General features: G+C 59.1%; 14 protein-coding genes and 4 tRNA genes. 6 read left to right on the top strand and 12 right to left on the bottom strand.

Annotation, left to right across the window (positions count from 1 at the left end; all coding sequences use genetic code 11):
- Positions 1-85: 85 nt before the first annotated feature.
- The 8 genes from lon to HBO10_RS18855 all read right to left on the bottom strand — a co-directional run bounded on the left by lon (position 86) and on the right by HBO10_RS18855 (position 6,985).
- Positions 86-2,482, bottom strand: a complete 2,397-nt coding sequence (gene lon, locus HBO10_RS18890; protein WP_034127948.1) for an endopeptidase La — start codon at positions 2,480-2,482, stop codon at positions 86-88.
- A gap of 188 nt (positions 2,483-2,670) precedes the next feature.
- Complete coding sequence (clpX, locus tag HBO10_RS18885) at positions 2,671-3,954, bottom strand: ATP-dependent Clp protease ATP-binding subunit ClpX (RefSeq protein WP_003192254.1); 1,284 nt, start codon at positions 3,952-3,954, stop codon at positions 2,671-2,673.
- Between the two features lie 112 nt (positions 3,955-4,066).
- Positions 4,067-4,702: an ATP-dependent Clp endopeptidase proteolytic subunit ClpP gene (clpP, locus tag HBO10_RS18880; RefSeq protein WP_003192255.1), complete on the bottom strand. Its 636-nt coding sequence runs from the start codon at positions 4,700-4,702 to the stop codon at positions 4,067-4,069.
- A gap of 91 nt (positions 4,703-4,793) precedes the next feature.
- Positions 4,794-6,104, bottom strand: coding sequence for a trigger factor (tig, locus tag HBO10_RS18875; RefSeq protein WP_034127949.1), 1,311 nt, complete (start codon positions 6,102-6,104; stop codon positions 4,794-4,796).
- Between the two features lie 401 nt (positions 6,105-6,505).
- Positions 6,506-6,581, bottom strand: a tRNA-His gene (locus HBO10_RS18870).
- Between the two features lie 77 nt (positions 6,582-6,658).
- Positions 6,659-6,743: transfer RNA gene (locus HBO10_RS18865), tRNA-Leu, on the bottom strand.
- Between the two features lie 57 nt (positions 6,744-6,800).
- A tRNA-His gene (locus tag HBO10_RS18860) sits at positions 6,801-6,876 on the bottom strand.
- 32 nt (positions 6,877-6,908) lie between these two features.
- Positions 6,909-6,985 (bottom strand) — tRNA-Arg (locus tag HBO10_RS18855).
- 275 nt (positions 6,986-7,260) lie between these two features.
- On the opposite strand from HBO10_RS18855, the gene folD reads away from it, so the two are divergent.
- Complete coding sequence (gene folD, locus HBO10_RS18850; RefSeq protein WP_003192259.1) at positions 7,261-8,115, top strand: bifunctional methylenetetrahydrofolate dehydrogenase/methenyltetrahydrofolate cyclohydrolase FolD; 855 nt, start codon at positions 7,261-7,263, stop codon at positions 8,113-8,115.
- A gap of 207 nt (positions 8,116-8,322) precedes the next feature.
- Positions 8,323-9,246 carry a D-alanyl-D-alanine endopeptidase gene (pbpG, locus tag HBO10_RS18845; RefSeq protein WP_034127950.1) on the top strand — a complete coding sequence of 308 codons (924 nt, stop codon included), beginning with the start codon at positions 8,323-8,325 and terminating at the stop codon, positions 9,244-9,246.
- A 113-nt stretch (positions 9,247-9,359) separates the two neighbouring features.
- Here pbpG and HBO10_RS18840 read toward each other — a convergent pair whose 3' ends face one another.
- Positions 9,360-10,025, bottom strand: a complete 666-nt coding sequence (locus tag HBO10_RS18840) for a cysteine peptidase family C39 domain-containing protein (RefSeq protein WP_034128151.1) — start codon at positions 10,023-10,025, stop codon at positions 9,360-9,362.
- Positions 10,026-10,237: 212 nt separating this feature from the next.
- On the opposite strand from HBO10_RS18840, the gene HBO10_RS18835 reads away from it, so the two are divergent.
- Positions 10,238-10,399, top strand: coding sequence for a hypothetical protein (locus HBO10_RS18835; protein WP_164919344.1), 162 nt, complete (start codon positions 10,238-10,240; stop codon positions 10,397-10,399).
- On the opposite strand, the gene HBO10_RS18830 is transcribed toward HBO10_RS18835, so the two are convergent.
- Entirely contained in the window at positions 10,396-10,806 is a 411-nt protein-coding gene (locus HBO10_RS18830; protein ID WP_034127951.1) for a hypothetical protein, read from the bottom strand. The two genes, HBO10_RS18835 and HBO10_RS18830, sit on opposite strands and share 4 nt — an antisense overlap.
- A 206-nt stretch (positions 10,807-11,012) precedes the next feature.
- On the opposite strand from HBO10_RS18830, the gene HBO10_RS18825 reads away from it, so the two are divergent.
- The 3 genes from HBO10_RS18825 to HBO10_RS18815 are packed head-to-tail and all read left to right on the top strand — an operon-like array spanning position 11,013 to position 16,792.
- Complete coding sequence (locus HBO10_RS18825; RefSeq protein ID WP_034127952.1) at positions 11,013-14,234, top strand: efflux RND transporter permease subunit; 3,222 nt, start codon at positions 11,013-11,015, stop codon at positions 14,232-14,234.
- Complete coding sequence (locus HBO10_RS18820) at positions 14,224-15,393, top strand: efflux RND transporter periplasmic adaptor subunit (protein ID WP_034127953.1); 1,170 nt, start codon at positions 14,224-14,226, stop codon at positions 15,391-15,393. The genes HBO10_RS18825 and HBO10_RS18820 overlap by 11 nt, the downstream gene beginning before the upstream one ends.
- Positions 15,377-16,792: an efflux transporter outer membrane subunit gene (locus HBO10_RS18815; RefSeq protein WP_169922051.1), complete on the top strand. Its 1,416-nt coding sequence runs from the start codon at positions 15,377-15,379 to the stop codon at positions 16,790-16,792. Before HBO10_RS18820 ends, HBO10_RS18815 begins: the two co-directional genes overlap by 17 nt.
- 123 nt (positions 16,793-16,915) lie before the next feature.
- Here the strand turns inward: HBO10_RS18815 and HBO10_RS18810 are convergent, their stop codons facing one another.
- Positions 16,916-18,199, bottom strand: coding sequence for a Zn-dependent hydrolase (locus HBO10_RS18810; protein WP_034127955.1), 1,284 nt, complete (start codon positions 18,197-18,199; stop codon positions 16,916-16,918).
- Positions 18,200-18,344: 145 nt separating this feature from the next.
- Positions 18,345-19,832 carry an NCS1 family nucleobase:cation symporter-1 gene (locus tag HBO10_RS18805; RefSeq protein WP_034127956.1) on the bottom strand — a complete coding sequence of 496 codons (1,488 nt, stop codon included), beginning with the start codon at positions 19,830-19,832 and terminating at the stop codon, positions 18,345-18,347.
- Between the last annotated feature and the right edge of the window lie 498 nt (positions 19,833-20,330).

The raw sequence follows: 20,330 nt of genomic DNA, 5'->3' as shown, positions 1-20,330 counted from the left end.
GCTGAATGGCCTACAGACACTTAAGAGCCGCTTTATAACAAGGGCTCTAAAAAGCTGTCAAGGAAGCCCCCCAGGCTCCAACACATTAATGCGTGCTAATTCTTTCCTTGGAATCGGACTCGCGTTTTTCGTCCTTCGCGACTATCTCCGGGACCACATCCGGCAAGGGCTCCGGCGCGTATTGCAGCGCAATTTGCAGGACCTCGTCAATCCATTTAACCGGTTTAATCTGAAGATCCTGCTTGATATTGTCAGGAATTTCCTTCAAGTCGCGAACATTCTCTTCAGGAATGATCACGGTCTTGATTCCACCTCGGTGCGCAGCGAGTAATTTCTCTTTCAGACCACCGATCGCCAATACCTGGCCACGCAAGGTAATTTCCCCGGTCATCGCCACATCGGCGCGCACAGGAATGCCGGTCAACGCTGATACCAGCGCCGTGCACATGCCTACGCCAGCGCTAGGGCCGTCTTTGGGGGTCGCCCCTTCCGGCATGTGGATATGGGTGTCGTGCTTCTCGTGGAAGTCCAGCGGGATGCCCAGGCTGCGGGCGCGGCTGCGTACCACGGTCTGTGCGGCGGTAATGGATTCGACCATCACATCACCCAGGGAACCGGTCTTGATCAACTGGCCTTTGCCCGGAATCACCGCCGCTTCGATGGTGAGCAATTCGCCACCCACCTGGGTCCACGCCAAGCCAGTCACCTGGCCGACCTGATCCTGCTGCTCGGCCAGGCCGTAGCGGAATTTCTTCACGCCCAGGAAGTGTTCCAGGGAATCGGCGACCACCTTCACAGAGAAGCGTTTTTCCAGCGCGTGCTCCTTCACCGCCTTGCGGCAGATCTTCGCGATCTGGCGCTCAAGGCCCCGTACACCGGCCTCGCGGGTGTAGTAGCGCACGATGTCACGGATCGCCTCGACCTCGAATTCGATCTCGCCCTTCTTCAGGCCGTTGGCCGAAATCTGCTTGGGCGCCAGGTACTTGACTGCGATGTTGATCTTCTCGTCTTCGGTGTAGCCCGGCAGACGAATCACCTCCATCCGATCCAGCAAGGCTGGCGGAATGTTCATGGAGTTGGAGGTGCACAAGAACATTACGTCAGACAAGTCGTAGTCGACTTCCAGGTAATGGTCGTTGAAATTATGGTTTTGCTCGGGATCAAGCACTTCGAGCAAGGCCGACGCCGGATCGCCACGCATATCGCTGCCCATTTTGTCGATTTCATCGAGCAGGAACAGCGGGTTGCGTACACCCACCTTTGTCATCTTTTGAATCAATCTTCCTGGCATCGAACCGATGTAGGTACGGCGATGACCACGGATTTCCGCTTCGTCACGCACGCCACCCAAGGCCATGCGCACGAACTTGCGGTTAGTCGCGCTGGCAATCGATTCCGCCAGGGATGTTTTACCCACACCTGGAGGCCCGACCAGGCACAGCACCGGCCCGCGGATTTTTTTCACACGCTTTTGCACGGCGAGGTACTCAAGGATGCGCTCCTTGACCTCTTCCAGGCCGTAATGGTCAGCGTCGAGGATCTCTTCAGCACGGGCCAGGTCCAGGCGCACCTTGGTCTGGGCCTTCCACGGCACTTGCACCAACCAGTCGATATACGAGCGCACCACGGTGGCTTCGGCCGACATCGGCGACATCTGCTTGAGCTTGTTCAGCTCCGCGGTGGCCTTGGTCAGGGCGTCTTTGGGCAGGCCAGCGGCATCGATACGCTTCTTCAGCTCTTCGATTTCGTTGTGGCCCTCCTCGCCGTCACCGAGTTCTTTCTGAATGGCCTTCATCTGCTCATTCAGATAGTACTCGCGCTGGCTACGCTCCATCTGCTTCTTCACACGGCCACGGATGCGTTTCTCAACCTGCAGCAGGTCGATTTCGCCATCCAGCAACGCCAGCACGTGTTCGACACGGGCCGACAGGTCGATGATTTCGAGGATGTCTTGCTTCTGCTCGATCTTCAGCGCCATGTGGGCGGCCATGGTGTCGACCAGGCGGCTTGGCTCATCAATGCTGTTGAGGGACGACAGGACTTCAGCCGGAACTTTTTTGCCCAGTTGCACATACTGCTCGAACTGCGAGAGCAGGCTGCGCACGAACACCTCGGACTCACGCTCCGGGGCTTCGACTTCGTCGATCAGCGCCACTTCTGCACGCAGGTGGCCATCCACCTCCATGAAACGCTCTACGGCGCCGCGCTGCTCACCTTCGACTAACACCTTGACGGTGCCATCGGGCAGTTTGAGCAATTGCAGGACAGTGGCAATGGTGCCGACGCGATACAGGGCATCTTCACCTGGATCATCATCAGCAGGATTCTTCTGGGCCAACAGCAGGATTTGCTTGTCGCCCGTCATCGCGGCCTCGAGGGCTTCGATAGACTTCTCGCGCCCCACGAACAGCGGGATAACCATGTGCGGATAGACGACGACATCACGCAACGGCAGGAGAGGCAATTCGATGGTTGTCTTCATGATTTCGCCTCTATGACAGTTCAAAAATAAGCTTGAAACCAAGATGGGGGTTACATGCAAAAAAAACAAGCTCAATGCCAGTAGTTAAACGCATGAATACACGCGAATTTAACCACCGCTCCGAGAAAAGCCCCCAAAAAACAAGGGGCCCCTAGAGGCCCCTTGCTTGTACCGCAACTGCTGAACGCTTACGCGTCGGGTGCAGCCTTGGCAGCCGGCTCACTGTTTTCGTAGATATACAGTGGCTTGGATTTGCCTTCGATCACGCTTTCGTCGATCACCACTTTACTCACCTCGGACTGCGAGGGGATTTCGTACATGGTGTCGAGCAACACGCCTTCGAGAATAGAACGCAGGCCACGTGCACCGGTCTTGCGCTCCAGTGCCCGCTTGGCCACCGATTTCAGCGCATCGGTACGGAACTCGAGGTCTACACCTTCCATCTCGAACAATTTGCCGTATTGCTTGGTCAGGGCGTTTTTCGGCTCGGTGAGGATCTGGATCAAAGCCGCCTCATCCAACTCGTCCAACGTGGCCAGGACCGGCAGACGGCCAACGAATTCCGGGATCAGACCGAACTTGACCAGATCGTCAGGCTCGACTTCACGCAGGGACTCCCCAACCTTCTTGCCTTCTTCCTTGCTACGCACTTCCGCACTGAAACCAATGCCGCCACGGGTGGAACGCTGCTGAATCACCTTCTCCAGACCGGAGAATGCACCGCCACAAATGAACAGGATATTGCGTGTATCAACCTGAAGGAATTCCTGCTGCGGGTGCTTGCGGCCGCCTTGTGGCGGAACGGAAGCAACCGTGCCTTCGATCAGTTTCAACAGGGCCTGCTGCACGCCTTCACCGGAAACGTCCCGGGTGATCGACGGGTTGTCCGACTTGCGCGAGATCTTGTCGATCTCGTCGATGTAGACAATACCCATCTGGGCTTTCTCTACGTCGTAGTCGCACTTCTGCAGCAGTTTCTGAATGATGTTCTCGACATCTTCACCCACGTAGCCAGCCTCGGTGAGGGTGGTGGCGTCGGCGATGGTGAACGGAACGTTCAGCAGGCGAGCAAGGGTTTCCGCAAGCAGGGTTTTACCCGAGCCTGTAGGACCGATCAGCAAGATGTTGCTCTTGCCGAGTTCAACCTCGTCACCTTTCTTGTCACGCTGGTTCAAGCGCTTGTAGTGGTTGTACACCGCTACGGCCAGAACCTTCTTTGCACGCTCTTGACCAATGACGTACTGGTCAAGGATGCCGCTGATTTCTTTAGGCGAAGGTAATTTATGCGCACTGCTCTCGGCCTGGGCTTCCTGCACCTCCTCACGGATGATGTCATTGCACAGGTCGACGCATTCGTCGCAGATAAACACCGAGGGGCCGGCAATCAATTTGCGCACTTCATGCTGGCTTTTGCCACAGAAGGAGCAATAGAGCAGCTTGCCGTTGTCCTCGCCGTTGCGGGTGTCAGTCATTCGTTCGATCCAAATCCGATAGGCTTGCAACACAAGATGAAGGCTTATGCGGGCTTTTTCAAGCCCGCCAGTGGTCGGACATGCCGACCAGCCCTATTTTGAGCGGCTTATATTAAGCGGGGCGCTTGTCGATCACTGCGTCGATCAACCCGTATTCCTTGGCGGCTTCAGCGCTCATGAAATTGTCACGGTTGGTATCGCGCTCGATTTCTTCCAGGGTGCGCCCGCTGTGCTTGGCCATCAGCGTGTTGAGACGCTCACGAATGAAGAGGATTTCCTTGGCGTGGATTTCGATATCCGACGCCTGGCCCTGGAAACCGCCCAGCGGCTGGTGAATCATCACGCGCGAGTTCGGCAGGCAGAAACGCTTGCCTTCGGCACCCGCGGTCAGCAGGAAGGCGCCCATGCTGCACGCCTGGCCAATACAGGTGGTCGACACGTTTGGCTTGATGAACTGCATGGTGTCGTAGATCGACATGCCCGCAGTCACCGAACCGCCCGGTGAGTTGATGTAGAGATGGATGTCCTTGTCCGGGTTTTCCGCTTCAAGGAACAGCAATTGCGCACAAATCAGGTTGGCCATGTAGTCCTCTACCGGGCCAACCAGAAAGATCACTCGCTCCTTGAGCAGGCGCGAGTAGATGTCGTAGGCGCGTTCGCCACGAGCGGACTGCTCGACAACCATCGGGACCAGGCCGCCTGCGGCCTGGATATCAGAGTTCTGCTGAATATAGGAATTACGGAACATGCTCTGCAGTTACTCCCAAATAGTCATGTCTTGAAAACGCATAAGCCAGCGCGAGGCTGGCTTATGGTTGAATTTCCAACGAGTTGGACAATCAGTCGGCTTGTGCTGCTTCCGCCGGTTTGACTGCTTCTTCGTAAGAGACCGCTTTATCGGTCACCTTAGCCTTCTGCAGAACAGTATCCACAACTTGTTCTTCCAGCACAACCGAACGTACTTCGTTCATCTGCTGCTCGTTCTTGTAGTACCAAGCCACGACCTGCTCAGGCTCCTGGTAGGCCGAAGCCATTTCCTGGATCATTTCGCGAACGCGGTCTTCGTCTGGCTTGAGGTCAAACTGCTTGACCACTTCGGCCACGATCAGGCCCAGCACAACGCGGCGCTTGGCTTGCTCTTCGAACAGCTCGGCCGGCAGTTGGTCAGGCTTGATGTTGCCACCAAACTGCTGAACCGCTTGAACGCGCAGGCGATCCACTTCGTTGGACAGCAGGGCCTTAGGCACTTCGATCGGGTTGGCGGCCAGCAGACCGTCCATGACCTGGTTCTTGACCTTGGACTTGATAGCCTGGCGCAGCTCACGCTCCATGTTCTTGCGAACTTCGGTGCGGAAGCCTTCGATGCCGGTTTCCTTGATGCCGAACTGAGCGAAGAACTCTTCGTTCAGCTCTGGCAGCTTAGGCTCGGAAACGCTGTTGACGGTAACGGTGAACTCGGCGGCTTTGCCAGCCAGGTCCAGGTTCTGGTAGTCAGCAGGGAAAGTCAGGTTCAGAACGCGCTCTTCGCCGGCTTTGGCGCCAACCAGGCCGTCTTCGAAACCAGGAATCATGCGGTTGGAACCCAGCACCAGCTGAGTGCCCTTGGAAGAGCCGCCAGCGAAGACTTCGCCGTCAACCTTGCCAACGAAATCGATGTTCAGTTGGTCTTCGTTCTGGGCGGCACGGTCGGCCACTTCAAAACGAGTGTTCTGCTTGCGCAGGATTTCCAGCATGTTGTCCAGGTCCGAATCAGCCACTTCGGCGCTCAGACGCTCGATTTCGATACCTTCGAAACCGGCCACTTCAAATTCCGGGAACACTTCGAATACGGCAACGTATTCCAGGTCCTTGCCCGCTTCCAGGGACTTGGGCTCGATCGAAGGCGAGCCAGCAGGGTTCAGCTTCTGCTCGACAACGGCTTCGTAGAAGGAAGCCTGGATCACGTCACCTACAGCTTCCTGGCGCGCATCGGCACCAAAACGACGCTTGATTTCGCTCATAGGCACTTTGCCTGGACGGAAACCAGCGATCTTGGCCTTTTGGGCAGTCTGCTGCAGACGCTTGTTGACCGCAGTCTCGATACGCTCTGCCGGCACGGTGATGCTCAGGCGGCGCTCGAGAGCAGTAGTATTTTCAACAGAAACTTGCATGGATATTCCTCGTTGCACAGACATTAGCCGGCCATTTCCGACCCCAATCAAGGGCATGCATTCTAGTGGGTCAAACTCAAGAAGTCACCCTACTGAAAACACCGCGAAAAACAGCCGGCAATTTATCGGTACGAAAGCACTGAAGTACCTCGCCCCGGTGACAAATACAGCCAAATTGCGCCAGGGCTCTGCGCCGCCCCTCTCTATATATAGAAGGAACAACCATTCATCTCCCTGACGGCCCGCCCTGAGAACAAGGCGAGCAAGCAACGCGGCATCATCGAGATACATAAATACGACGACACGCCCTGCCGGGGCAGCCCAGCACCTGCAACCACCCAATCTCAAACCGCCAAAACCAAAAAAGGCGCCAGACTGTTAAATCTGGCGCCTTTCGAATATGGGGTGGACGAAGGGGATCGAACCCTCGACAACGGGAGTCACAATCCCGTGCTCTACCAACTGAGCTACGCCCACCATATTGCGTTAACAAAGAAACCAAACCACTTCTTTGTTGAGCCCTGCCCCGCCTGACGACCGGGAAAAGCTTTAATTGGTGCGGATGAAGAGACTCGAACTCTTACGCCTCGCGGCGCTGGAACCTAAATCCAGTGTGTCTACCAATTCCACCACATCCGCGCTTGAAGCTCTTAAAGCAAAGGCGCCAGACTGTTAAATCTGGCGCCTTTCAGAATATGGGGTGGACGAAGGGGATCGAACCCTCGACAACGGGAGTCACAATCCCGTGCTCTACCAACTGAGCTACGCCCACCATATAGCGCTACTTGTGCCAAAGCTGCCTAATGGCGCACCCGGCAGGACTCGAACCTGCGACCATCCGCTTAGAAGGCGGATGCTCTATCCAGCTGAGCTACGGGCGCCTTATTAATCTGTACTCTTGGAGGATTACAAACTAAGTGCTTCCAGCCTTGCAGTACAACTATTCTGCTCGACCTTCTTAACCAGTGCTAGGCTGTGCCCGACAAGTGCGACGAATAGTATAGATGCCCTGAAAACCCGTCAAATCTTTTTTGAAAAAAACTGATTTTATTTAAGGGGTTAGGGCAATTTGCAGACCAAGCGCCTTTGCCCTCGCGCCTTGGCATGCGAGAATGCGCGCACTTTTCTTCCCCCTCTCGATGGTTAATCACGCGTAATGACTGCACAACTTATCGACGGCAAATCAATCGCCGCCAGCCTGCGCCAGCAGATCGCCAAACGAGTCACCGAGCGCAGCCAGCAAGGCCTGCGCACGCCTGGCCTCGCGGTGATCCTGGTCGGCAGCGATCCTGCCTCTCAGGTTTATGTCTCGCACAAGCGTAAAGACTGTGAAGAGGTCGGCTTTATTTCCAAGGCCTACGACTTGCCTTCGGACACCACTCAACAGGCCCTGACCGACCTGATTGACAGCCTCAACGATGACCCGGGCATGGACGGCATCCTGCTGCAGCTGCCGCTGCCTGAGCACCTGGACGCCTCCAAGCTGCTGGAGCGCATCCGCCCGGACAAGGACGTCGACGGTTTCCACCCTTATAACGTCGGCCGCCTGGCCCAACGCATTCCCCTGCTGCGCCCATGCACGCCTAAAGGCATCATGACGCTGCTGGAAAGCACCGGTGTCGACCTGTACGGCCTTGACGCTGTGGTGGTGGGCGCATCGAACATCGTCGGTCGCCCGATGGCCATGGAGCTGCTGCTGGCCGGCTGCACCGTGACCGTCACCCATCGCTTCACCAAGGACCTCGCCGGCCACGTCGGCCGTGCCGACCTGGTGGTAGTCGCCGCCGGCAAGCCGGGCCTGGTCAAGGGTGAGTGGATCAAGGAAGGCGCCATCGTTATTGACGTGGGTATCAACCGCCAGGAAGACGGCAAGTTGGTGGGCGACGTGGTGTATGAAACCGCCCTGCCCCGAGCAGGCTGGATCACGCCGGTCCCCGGCGGTGTCGGGCCGATGACCCGGGCCTGCCTGCTGGAAAACACCTTATATGCAGCGGAAACCCTGCACGGTTAATAACCAGACGTAATGAAAAAGCCCTGCCTTAGCGCAGGGCTTTTTATTACGCGTAAAAAAACCGTTTTTTCTTAGTTTTTAAGCACTTTCGTCTGGTTCTAGAAGAACATTCGACAGTTCTTCATCCATACTCCTAAAATGTAACGTCATTTTTCATAAGACCCGTTCTACAACGGCATTTCCTTACTTTTTAGCGAGTTCATCCGCGTGAAAATTCGTCTTTCTATCGTTAGCCTGTTTTTTGCGTTAACAGGCACCTTCGCCCACGCCGCCGACTCCACCCTGGCCCCGCGTGACGCCTCCAAGCTGCAGATCGCCTCCGGCAGCGCCATGCTGGTCGACTTGCAGACCAATAAAGTCATTTATTCCAGCAACCCTGACGTGGTGGTACCTATCGCCTCGGTGAGCAAGCTGATGACTGGCCTGATCGTCCTCGAAGCCAAGCAGAATATGGACGAGTACATCGACATCAACATCACCGATACGCCCGAGATGAAAGGCGTGTTCTCCCGGGTGAAGATCGGTAGCCAGATGCCACGCAAGGAAATGCTGCTGATCGCGCTGATGTCTTCGGAAAACCGCGCCGCCGCCAGCCTCGCCCACCACTATCCAGGCGGTTACGCGGCCTTCATTGCCGCGATGAACGCCAAGGCCAAGTCCCTGGGCATGACCAGCACCCACTACGTAGAGCCCACCGGACTGTCGATTCATAACGTGTCGACCGCCCGCGACCTGAGCAAGCTGCTGGCCTATGCGCGCAAGTTTCCGATGCTGAGCCAGTTGAGCACCACCAAGGAAAAGACCGTGTCGTTCCGCAAGCCTAATTACACCTTGGGCTTCTCCAACACGGACCACCTGATCAACCGCGCCAATTGGGATATCAAGCTGACCAAGACCGGCTTCACCAACCAGGCCGGCCATTGCCTGGTGTTGGTGACGAGCATGGGCAATCGCCCGGTGTCGCTGGTGATCCTGGATGCCTTTGGCAAGTTCACCCATTTTGCCGATGCCAGCCGTATTCGTAGCTGGGTCGAGACTGGCAAAGGCGGCGCAGTGCCGGATGTAGCGCTGCGTTACAAGGCCGATAAAAACCTCAAGAACCGAGCGACCGCTACGGAAGTACGTCGATAAGCAACGGTTTTAGTGTGGGAGCGGGCTTGCTCGCGAATGCGGTGGGTCAGCCATGAATGTAGCGACTGACACCCCGCATTCGCTAGCAAGCCCGCTCCCACATTATTTGAGCTTCACTTCTTCTCTGCCAACACCTTGAGCGCTTGGGCCGCCGCTTGCTCCTGCCCCGCCTGCGCTGTGGCATTGGCCGCATCGCGCCAGCGCTGCGCATCCACATTGGCCGGCAACTGGCTCGGGCGCTGGGTCAGAATGGCCCAATGGCCCGCGCTCGTCCACGCCGACTCGAAGTCGCTGAAGCTCATGATCAGCCGGCGCTCGTTGCCTGAGCGCAACAGCACCGTACTCTTCTGTTGGTTGAACCCCACCACCACGACATAGCGCGACCCGGACCAATAACTGGCGTTGATCCGCGCCATCACCGGGTAACCCGCCGCCACCTGCGCCAGCACGGCGGTCAGCTTGGCCTCCAGTGGATACACCATCAGCCCGTATTCACGTGCCAGCACTTGCATGTTGCGCTCAAGGTCCGCCTCGGCGCCGGGCAGGTGCAGCGGTTTATCAAGCAAACCCGGTGTCATGACAATGCCTTGTTGCGACAGCATGCTGGCAAGTGCCGTAGGACCGCTCTGATAAGCCTCGCTGCGAAAGGTCGGCACGCCAGTGAGTTCAACGCGCTCCGGCAAGCCTGGCAGTTTCGATGGTGTGCTGCTGGCACAGGCCGCCAGCCCAAGGGCAGCGGCGAGCAGCAAGGAGGTTTTAAGGTTCGACCGTAAGCGCAATTTTTTCACTCTCTTGATCAACTGCCGGTAAAGGCCTCCGATCATAGGGCGCCCCGCCCCGCCGGTATAGCCCACTGGCTCAGTAAAGCGGCGCTGATAGAGCAAAGAAGTTGGACCGACTCGACCATTGGTCAATAGCAGGCAACCGCCAGCTGACTAGACTGTCCATTGAGAAGACTGTGTGTGCCCCAAGTGGGCGAAAGGAGGCCCGAATGAGCCTTGCGACAACGATTTTCCTGTTGATCTGTGGTTGGCTGGCCGTCGCCGCCGCCATGCTGTGGGGAGTCATGCGCGTGACGCGCCGGCATCATCACCCCCACGTCAAACCTGCTGCACCCGCAGAACCGCACAAGGCGACGGCGCATCACGCCTAGCCAGGCATGCAATTGAAGTCCTGAGTCGCGGCAATTTCCTTGCCGTGGCCGTCCTCAAGGGACGCGCGCACCGTGGTGCCCAGGCTCGACTCCACCAGGGTGTAGTGCTCACCTGCCTTGAAATGCTTGTACTCGATGCGGCCCTGGCAGTCCTGCTGGTTGTCATCACCCGGCTCGTCTTCAAATAAAGTCACGTCCAGGCGATGGTCACCCGGGGTCACCTCAAAATAGCGCCCATCGTCCACCCGCTTGCCATCGACACGCTCGGCCATCAGGTCATTCGGCGCTTCTTCCTGCAAGCCGATCCAGGCTTCGCTGGGGTCCGCCTTGGGGATCGGGCCGGCGCAGGCCGACAGTAAACAGACAAAGCCAAGGACGGGAACTAACAACAGTGGTTTGAGTGACATGACAGGGCTCCAAAGGGCATGAATGAAAAGCTCGTATCCGATGGCTGACAAGCTTGATGAGCCGCCCTTCCTGGAACAAATGAATCCCTATGAAAGTATCTTCAGCCCTTGACTAAAACTTCCTTCACCTGGCTGAAAGGTGCGTGTTAGGTGGGTCGGTCAAGACTGCCGGGGTTTGCAATCCTGCTCTTCTCGGAGACTCACGCATGCTCGGGCTGGTAAAGACCGCACTGCACAAGCCGTACACCTTCATCGTGCTGGCTATATTCATCTGCATCATCGGGCCGATGGCGGCCCTGCGTACGCCCACGGATGTTTTTCCCGATATCGGCATTCCCGTGGTCGCCGTGGTGTGGCAGTACAACGGCCTGTCTCCGGACGCCATGGCCGGCCGGGTGATCTACACCTACGAACGCTCCCTGAGCACCACCGTCAACGACATCGAACATATCGAGTCGCAATCGTTGCCCGGCATGGGCATCGTCAAGATCTTCTTCCAGCCTGGCGTCGATATCCGTACCGCCAATGCCCAGGTCACGGCGGTGTCACAAACCGTGCTCAAGCAAATGCCACCGGGCATCACCCCGCCGCTGATCCTCAACTACAGCGCCTCCACGGTGCCGATCCTGCAAATGGCGTTCTCCAGCCCCAGCCTTTCGGAAGCCAAAATTCGCGACCTGGTGCAGAACAATATCCGCCTGCCCTTGAGCGCCCTGCCCGGCCTGGCCATGCCCACCCCAATGGGTGGCAAGCAACGACAGATCACCCTCGACCTCGACCCTCAAGCCCTGGCCGCCAAAGGCTTGTCGGCCCAGGACGTGGGCACCGCCCTGGCGCTGCAGAACCAGATCATCCCGGTGGGCACCGCCAAGCTGGGCTCCTACGAATACACGATCCTGCTCAACAACAGCCCCAAGGCGATTGATGAGCTCAACGACTTGCCGATCAAGACCGTCGACGGTGCGCTGATCACCATCGGCCAAGTGGCCCATGTGCGCGACGGTTCACCACCGCAAACCAATATCGTGCGGGTCGACGGCCATCGCGCCGTGCTGATGCCGGCGCTGAAAAACGGCAGCATCTCCACGCTTTCGATCATCGACGGTATCCGCCAGATGCTGCCGCGCATCAACGAAACCTTGCCACCGTCGCTGAAAACCTCGCTGCTGGGCGATGCCTCGGTGTTCGTCAAGCAGTCGGTGGGCAGCGTGGCCCAGGAAGGCATCATTGCCGCACTGCTCACCAGTGCGATGATCCTGCTGTTTCTCGGCAGTTGGCGCTCGACCTTGATCATCGCCGCGTCGATTCCCCTGGCAGTGCTCTCGGCCATCGCGCTGTTGGCCGTCAGTGGGCAAACCCTCAACGTGATGACATTGGGCGGGCTGGCGTTGGCGGTGGGCATCCTGGTGGACGACGCCACGGTGACCATCGAAAACATCAACTGGCACCTGGAGCAAGGCAAGGCGGTGAAGGCCGCGATTCTCGACGGCGCCGCGCAAATCGTCGGCCCGGCGTTCGTCTCGCTGTTGTGCATCTGCATCGTGTTCGTGCCGATGTTTTTGCTGCAAGGCATCGCCGGTTACCTGTTCCGGCCAATGGCGCTGGCGGTGATCTTTGCCATGGCCAGTTCGTTCATTCTCTCGCGTACCCTGGTGCCGACGCTGGCGATGTATTTGCTCAAACCACATAGGCCGGAGGCAGGCGCGGGGCATCATCCGGAAGATGCATTCATCAATCACCACGAGGGTGAACAACACCCGAAACCACGCAATGCGTTGCTGCAATCGGTGCTGAATTTTCAACAGGGATTCGAGCGGCACTTTTCCAATGTCCGCGACACCTACCATGGCCTGCTGACGCTGGCACTGGGCGCACGCAAGCGCTTCATTGTCGGGTTCCTGGCCTGCGTACTCGCGTCGTTCCTGTTGTTGCCGAGCCTGGGCCAGGACTTTTTCCCGGCCACCGATGCGGGTGCCTTGGCCCTGCATGTGCGCTTGCCACTGGGCACGCGCATCGAGGAAAGCGCCGCGGCGTTCGATCGCATCGAAGCACGGATTCGCGAGGTTATCCCGGCCGAAGAACTGGACACCATCGTCGACAATATTGGCATTCCGCTCAGCGGCATCGACATGGCCTACAGCAGCAGCGGCACCATCGGCCCGCAGGACGGTGACATCCAGCTCAGCTTGAAAACGCACCACGCGCCCACCGCCGACTATGTGAAAAAACTGCGTGAAGCCCTGCCGCAAAGTTTCCCCGGCAGCCACTTTGCGTTCCTGCCCGCCGACATCAGCAGCCAGATCCTCAACTTCGGCGCTCCCGCCCCTCTGGACGTCAAAATCTCCGGGCGCAATGACGCGGAAAACCGCGCCTATGCCGTCGAGCTTGAACGGCGCTTGCAACATGTACCGGGGATTGCCGACCTGCGGATCCAGCAGTCCACCGGCTACCCCTCGCTGCAAGTAAACGTGGACCGTATGCGCGCCAATGGCCTGGGCATCACCGAGCGTGACGTCACCAACAGCATGGTCGCCTCCCTCGCCGGCAGCTCGCAAACCGCGCCGACCTTCTGGCTCAACCCGGCCAACGGCGTGTCTTACTCCATCGTCGCCGCCACCCCGCAATACCGCCTCGACAGCCTGCCGTCCCTGGAAGCGCTGCCAGTGACCGGTGCCGATGGGCAGGCGCAAATTCTCGGCGGCGTGGCAACCATCTCCCGGGTACAGAGCCCTGCCGTGGTGACCCACTACAACATCGAGCCTACCCTGGACCTGTACGCCAACGTGCAAGGCCGCGACCTCGGCGGTGTGGCCCGCGATGTGCAAAAGGTGCTGGATGACACTGCGTCCCTGCGCCCCAAAGGTGCGACCATCAGCCTGCACGGGCAGATCGATGCGCTGCATGAGGCGTTCAGTGGTTTGAGCTTCGGACTGCTCGGCGCGGTGGTGCTGATCTACTTGCTGATCGTCGTCAACTTCCAGTCGTGGGCCGACCCCTTTGTGATCATCACGGCGTTGCCGGCAGCATTGGCGGGCATCGTGTGGATGCTGTTTCTCAGTGGCACCTCGTTGTCAGTGCCAGCACTCACCGGCGCCATCTTGTGCATGGGCGTGGCCACCGCCAACTCGATCCTGGTGGTGAGCTTCTGCCGTGAGCGCCTGGCCGAACATGGCGATGCGTTGAAAGCCGCGCTAGAAGCCGGCTATACGCGCTTTCGCCCGGTGTGCATGACTGCCCTGGCAATGATCATCGGCATGTTGCCCCTGGCCATTTCCGAAGAGCAGAACGCCCCGCTCGGCCGGGCGGTCATCGGTGGCCTGGTCTTCGCCACCATCGCCACTTTGTTGTTTGTTCCCGTGGTCTTCAGCCTGGTCCACGGTCGTCATCCTACTCGCGCAACTGCTGGAGAAACGCCCCATGTCGCCTGATCAAAAACCCTCGCGCAAGCGTCTGATGCTCCTGGGTGTCGGTGGCCTGACGTTGGCTGCCCTGTTAGTCGCCAGCGGCCTGCACGCGCGTACGCTGCACGAGCAGTCGGTCACCGCCTGGACCGAAGCCGCCGCCGTCCCCCAGGTAATGGTGTTCCAACCCAAGCCAAACGCCGGCGGTGACACCCTGCGCCTGCCCGCCCACCTGGACGCATGGAGCAAAGCGGCGATCCATGCGCGTGTCAGCGGCTACTTGAAGGACTGGAAAGTCGACATCGGTGCCCAGGTCAAGGCCGGGCAAATCCTCGCCGAAATCGACAGCCCAGACCTCGACCAACAACTGGCCCAGGCCCATGCCCGCCTGATCCAGCAACAAGCCAATGCACGCCTGGCAGCCACCACGGCGACCCGCTGGCAAAACCTGCTGGCCAGCCATTCGGTATCGCGCCAGGACGCCGATGAGAAAACCTCCAACGCCGCAGCCGCCAAGGCCAACACCGAAGCCGCGGCAGCGGACTACGCACGACTGTGCGCCCTGGAAAGCTACAAGACCCTTCGAGCGCCATTCGCTGGCACCATCACTGCCCGCAACACGGACATCGGCCAGTTGATCAAGGCCGATAACGCCAGCGATCCGGAACTGTTCAACATTGCCGACACCCACCAATTGCGCTTGTACGTGCCGGTGCCGCAGAACTATGCAGCGGTCATTCATACGGGCCTTGAGGCCGAACTGACCGTCCCCGAGCACCCCGGCGAGCACTTCAAGGCACGCCTGATCGGTGACTCCACTGCCATCGACCGCCGCTCTGGCACCCTGCTCGCCCAGTTCGTTGCCGACAACCCCAACGGCGAACTGCTGCCAGGCGATTACGCCGAAGTCACCCTGCCGATTCCGGCCGATACCCATGGCGTGAGCATCCCGGCCAGCGCCTTGATCTTCCGCGCCCAGGGCACCCAGGTTGCGGTACTGGACGGTCGCAACCATGTGCACCTGCAAGACATTCATATTGGCCTGGACCTCGGCGAGCGCCTGGTGATCGACCAAGGCCTGAAGCCTGCTGACCGCATCATCGACAACCCGCCCGACGCCCTGCGCGAAGGCGACCCGGTGCAACTGGCCGACGCCTCGGGAGGTGCGCATGCGCCCAAGGCTTAAGCCGCTGGCGGCACTGATGGTACTGGCGTTGCAGGGTTGCTCAATGGCGCCCACCTATACGGTGCCGTCGATTGACCTGCCCGCCCACTACCGCGAACAAACCAGCGATGGCCCCTGGCACAGCGCGCAACCGTCGGATCAATTGGCGCCCCAGTGGTGGCAGCTTTACAACGATTCGCGCCTGAACGCGCTGCAACAGCAACTGCTCAAGGCCAACCCGGACCTGGCCGCGGCGCTGGCGCATTTCGATGCGTCCCAGGCCTACGCCAGTCAACTGCACGCGGGCCTTTTCCCGCAAATCACCGCCAGCGCGCAACCGCTGCGCCAACGTCAATCGGATTCACGACCGCTACGCGGCACTACACAGCCGTCGGTGTACAACAGCAATACCGTTGGGTTCTCCCTGGGTTACGACCTCGACTTGTGGGGCAGAATCCGCAACCAGGTCGCTGCGGGCGATGCCCAGGCGCAAGCGTCCTTTGATGATCTGGCGGTGGTGCGCCTGAGCCTGCAACAACAGTTGGCGAGCCTGTATGTGCAGCTCAATGGGCTGGATGCACAGGGCCGAATCCTCAACACGTCGTTGCAGGACTTCAGCCAAGCGTTGCAACTGACCCGCAGCCGTTATGAAGGCCAGATTGCGTCGGAACTGGACCTGACCCGCGCGCAAAACCAACTGGCCGAAGCCAAGGCGCAGCTGGACGAAGTGCGTGGCCAGCGCAACCTCGCCGAGCATGCCATCGGCGAATTGGTGGGCGTGACGGCCAGTGATTTTTCATTGCCGCCCAGCCCGCAGCTAATGGCGTTGCCAAGCATTCCGGCGCAGTTGCCCAGCCACTTGCTGCAGCGTCGTCCAGACATTGCCGCAGCTGAACGTCGTGTGTTTGCGGCCAACGCAACGATCGGCGTGGCCAAGGCGGCGTGGTTCCCGGATTTCAGTTTGACCGGTGTGCTGGGCGGACAGACCCAAGGCGTTGGCAACCTGCTGTCCGCCGGCAACCGGTATTGGGCACTGGGGCCGCTGATGAACCTGCCGATCTTCGATGGCGGACGCTTGAGCGCCAACGAGCGCCAGGCCAAGGCCGAATTCGAGGAAGCCTCGGCACAGTACCGTAGCCACGTATTGAAAGCCGTGCGTGATGTGGAAGATAACCTCGCGCAACTGCGGGATTTGCAGCAGCAAGCCGAGGACGAACAAGCGGCCGCAGAGGCGGCGCAACATACCCAGGCCTTGGCGATGAACAGCTATCAGGCCGGGGCGGTGAGTTACCTGGACGTGGTCACCGCCCAGACCGCCGCGTTGCAGGCACAGAGAACGTTGCAGGCGGTGCAGACCCGGCAGTTGCAGGCGAGCGTGGGACTTTTGACCGCACTCGGCGGCGGCTGGCAGCCGGGTTAATAGCCTGCTAATGATCGTTCCCACGCTCTGCGTGGGAATGCCGCTCAGGACGCTCTGCGTCTGCCTCTAAAATCGTGACGCGGAGCGTCACAGGGTGCATTCCCACGCGGAGCGTGGGAACGATCAGGCCGCGAGCTGGCCGCTGGCAATGGCCGCTGAAGCGGCCACCATCGCGCGCAACAACACCGCACACCCTGCCGCCAGGTCATCCGGCGCGGCATTTTCGATTTCGTTGTGGCTGATGCCGCCTTCACACGGTACAAAGATCATCCCCGCCGGGCCAAGCTCAGCCACGAAAATCGCGTCGTGCCCTGCCCCGCTGACGATGTCCATGTTCGACAAGCCCAAGCCATTGGCGGCATCGCGCACCGCCTCCACGCAGCCTTTGTCGAAGTACAGCGGCGGGAAGTCCGCCGTGGGCTGCATGTCGAAACTCAAGCCATGTTTGGCGCAGGTGTCCTCGATCACCTGACGCACCTGGGCAATCATCGAGTCCAGCCGTGCCGGTTCCAGATGACGAAAATCCAGGGTCATGCGCACCTCACCGGGAATCACGTTGCGCGATCCCGGATACGCTTGCAGGCACCCCACCGTGCCGCATGCATGGGGCTGGTGCGCCAACGCCGCCGCGTTCACCGCGGCCACCACCGCTGCCGCGCCTACCAGGGCGTCCTTGCGCAAGTGCATGGGTGTAGGGCCGGCATGGGCTTCAACACCACGCAGCTTCAGGTCGAACCACTTTTGCCCGAGGGCGCCGAGCACCACGCCGATGGTTTTGTGTTCATCCTCCAGAATCGGCCCTTGTTCGATATGGGCCTCGAAATACGCGCCGACCTTATGCCCGCTGACCGACCGTGTTCCGGCATAACCAATCGCGTTCAACGCATCCCCCACGCTGACCCCATCGGCATCCACTTTGGCCAGGGTATCGGCCAGGGTGAACTTCTCGGCAAACACCCCTGAGCCCATCATGCACGGCGGGAAACGCGAGCCTTCTTCGTTGGTCCATACCACCACTTCCAGCGGCGCCTCGGTTTCCACATTCAGGTCGTTAAGGGTGCGCAGCACTTCCACACCGGCCAGCACGCCGAAGCAACCGTCGAACTTGCCGCCGGTGGGCTGGGTGTCGATATGGCTGCCGGTCATCACCGGTGGCAGGTCGGGATTGCGGCCGGGACGGCGCGCAAAGATATTGCCGATGCCGTCGATGGTCACGGTGCAACCCGCCGCTTCACACCACTGCACGAAGAGATCGCGAGCCTTGCGGTCGAGGTCGGTAAGGGCCAGGCGACACACTCCGCCTTTGGGGGTGGCGCCGAGTTTGGCCAGGTCCATCAGCGACTGCCACAGACGGTCGCGGTTGATGTGCTGATGGGTCGATTGCAGAACGTCGAGGGCAGCGTTCATGGGGGTCTCCTCAGGCTACAGGTTCTTATGAATTAACGCGGTCAACTGTGGGAGCTGGCTTGCCTGCGATAGCGGTGTGTCAGGCGACACGGCTTTAACTGATAGTCCGCTATCGCAGGCAAGCCAGCTCCCACCTGAACCGTGTTTACAACGGGGATTTGGCGGTGAGTGGAGTGCTAGCGCGCTTGGCATTGAGCCCGTAATACAACACCCCGCCCAACGCCGAGCCGGTGAACCAGCCATAGCTGTAAAACCAGCTGAACGCGTCGCTGCCCAGCGACAGCAGCGTCAGCACCACCGGTACGCCAAAGGCGACAAAGCCGCTCCAGTTCCAGGCCGGGTACACGTCGTCGCGGTACAGGCCGGCCAGGTCCAACTGTTGTCTGCGGGTGATGAAATAGTCCACCACCATGATCCCGGCAATCGGCCCCAGCAGGCTTGAATAGCCCAGCAGCCAATTGGAATACACGGTTTCCAGGCTGACGTCCGAGACAATCAGCCCGAGTTTTTTCAGCAGTTCATGGGCCATCAACGCCAGCCCTACCAGGCCGGTGAGAATCACCGCCGTGGTGCGGTTGATCAGCTTGGGCGCGATGTTCTGGAAGTCGTTGGTGGGCGAGACGATGTTCGCCGCAGTGTTGGTGGACAAGGTGGCGACGATGATCAGCGCCATGGCGATGGCCACCCACACCGGGCTCTGGATATGACCAATCAGGCTCACCGGATCGGAGACGCTCACACCCACCAGTTTCACCGAGGCGGCGGTCATGACCACGCCGAGGGCGGCGAACAGGAACATGGTCAGCGGCAAGCCGAAGATCTGCCCCAGAATCTGGTCTTTCTGGCTGTTGGCGTAGCGGCTGAAGTCGGGAATGTTCAGTGACAAGGTGGCCCAGAAGCCCACCATCGCCGTAAGCCCCGCCATGAAGTAACCGGTGAGGCTGGCGCCTTCGGGGCGCTTGGGTGGAATAGCCATCAGCTCGCTGAGGGACACGTTGGGCATCGCCCATACCAGCAGACCAACTCCTACGGCGACCAACAGCGGCGCCGACAAGGTTTCCAGGCGCTTGATCGACTCGGCGCCACGCAGCACCACCCACAGGTTCAAGCACCAGAACAGCATGAAACCGATCACCTCACCGGTACCGCCGAGGGCTTTCCAGCCGTCGAAAATCGAGCCCAGGAACAGGTGGATCGCCAGCCCGCCGAACATCGTCTGGATACCAAACCAGCCGCAGGCCACCAGCGCGCGGATCAGGCACGGTACGTTGGAACCGAGGATGCCAAAGGACGAACGCAACAGCACCGGAAACGGAATGCCGTACTTGGTGCCGGGAAACGCGTTGAGGGTCAGCGGGATCAACACCACGATATTGGCCAGCAGGATCGCCATCAGCGCCTCCCCCACCGACAGCCCGAAATACGCCGTGAGCACCCCGCCCAGGGTGTAGGTGGGCACGCAGATCGACATGCCGACCCACAGCGCGGTGATGTGCCATTTGTTCCAGGTGCGCTCGTGCACTTTGGTAGGTGCCATGTCGTGGTTGTAGCGAGGGCTGTCGAGGACGTCGGGGCCGGCGTCGAGTTCGTACAGGCCGTTGCGCTCGATGACTTGCGATCTGTTCTGTTGCATGGCCGCTCCACGGTTTTTTTAAAATTATTGTTGCTCACCTGCACGCTAGGTTCAGGTGGCCGGAGTACCGCATCAACAACATGACATCCAGGGTTCCGGCCAACTGCCCGTGCACTCAATAACCGTGCCGACAACCGCCTCTGAACCCGCACCGCTTGTATAACTTGCTGATGTTTATCAGCTTTCCAATTGAGCCTGCGCTACTTGCCGCACGCGTCAGGCTAAACAATACGCAAGTTGCCAGAACCTGCAGGTCTCAAACTGGTGCATCACAATTATTTTTATTTCTCGACGCCGTCAAGCGGCATATCTCAAGCGCCTGATTTGCAATAAGAAATATTGAACAGATCAAGAACCTGTCAAGTGCGTCAAAACAGGGTGGGCGTGCTTCATTTTGGTGAAAATAGTATTTTTACCTTATAAATCAATTAGATAAAAACATTAAAGGCTTGATAAAAATCTTCTTGCTCATTCGAAAAACTCGGGCTAGTTTCTATT

Source organism: Pseudomonas sp. WS 5503, assembly GCF_012985385.1.
Taxonomy (GTDB): Bacteria; Pseudomonadota; Gammaproteobacteria; order Pseudomonadales; family Pseudomonadaceae; genus Aquipseudomonas; species Aquipseudomonas paracarnis.
The sequence above is the reverse complement of the archived record's forward strand: the minus strand, read 5'-3'. Positions and strand labels throughout refer to the sequence as shown.

Coding starts and splice junctions, on each gene's coding strand:
- HBO10_RS18825 (WP_034127952.1), top strand. CDS start 11,013: ATGCTCGGGCTGGTAAAGACCGCACTGCACAAGCCGTACACCTTCATC.
- HBO10_RS18830 (WP_034127951.1), bottom strand. CDS start 10,806: ATGTCACTCAAACCACTGTTGTTAGTTCCCGTCCTTGGCTTTGTCTGT.
- lon (WP_034127948.1), bottom strand. CDS start 2,482: ATGAAGACAACCATCGAATTGCCTCTCCTGCCGTTGCGTGATGTCGTC.
- clpX (WP_003192254.1), bottom strand. CDS start 3,954: ATGACTGACACCCGCAACGGCGAGGACAACGGCAAGCTGCTCTATTGC.
- HBO10_RS18805 (WP_034127956.1), bottom strand. CDS start 19,832: ATGCAACAGAACAGATCGCAAGTCATCGAGCGCAACGGCCTGTACGAA.
- HBO10_RS18835 (WP_164919344.1), top strand. CDS start 10,238: ATGAGCCTTGCGACAACGATTTTCCTGTTGATCTGTGGTTGGCTGGCC.
- HBO10_RS18810 (WP_034127955.1), bottom strand. CDS start 18,199: ATGAACGCTGCCCTCGACGTTCTGCAATCGACCCATCAGCACATCAAC.
- clpP (WP_003192255.1), bottom strand. CDS start 4,702: ATGTTCCGTAATTCCTATATTCAGCAGAACTCTGATATCCAGGCCGCA.
- folD (WP_003192259.1), top strand. CDS start 7,261: ATGACTGCACAACTTATCGACGGCAAATCAATCGCCGCCAGCCTGCGC.
- HBO10_RS18820 (WP_034127953.1), top strand. CDS start 14,224: ATGTCGCCTGATCAAAAACCCTCGCGCAAGCGTCTGATGCTCCTGGGT.
- HBO10_RS18815 (WP_169922051.1), top strand. CDS start 15,377: ATGCGCCCAAGGCTTAAGCCGCTGGCGGCACTGATGGTACTGGCGTTG.
- tig (WP_034127949.1), bottom strand. CDS start 6,104: ATGCAAGTTTCTGTTGAAAATACTACTGCTCTCGAGCGCCGCCTGAGC.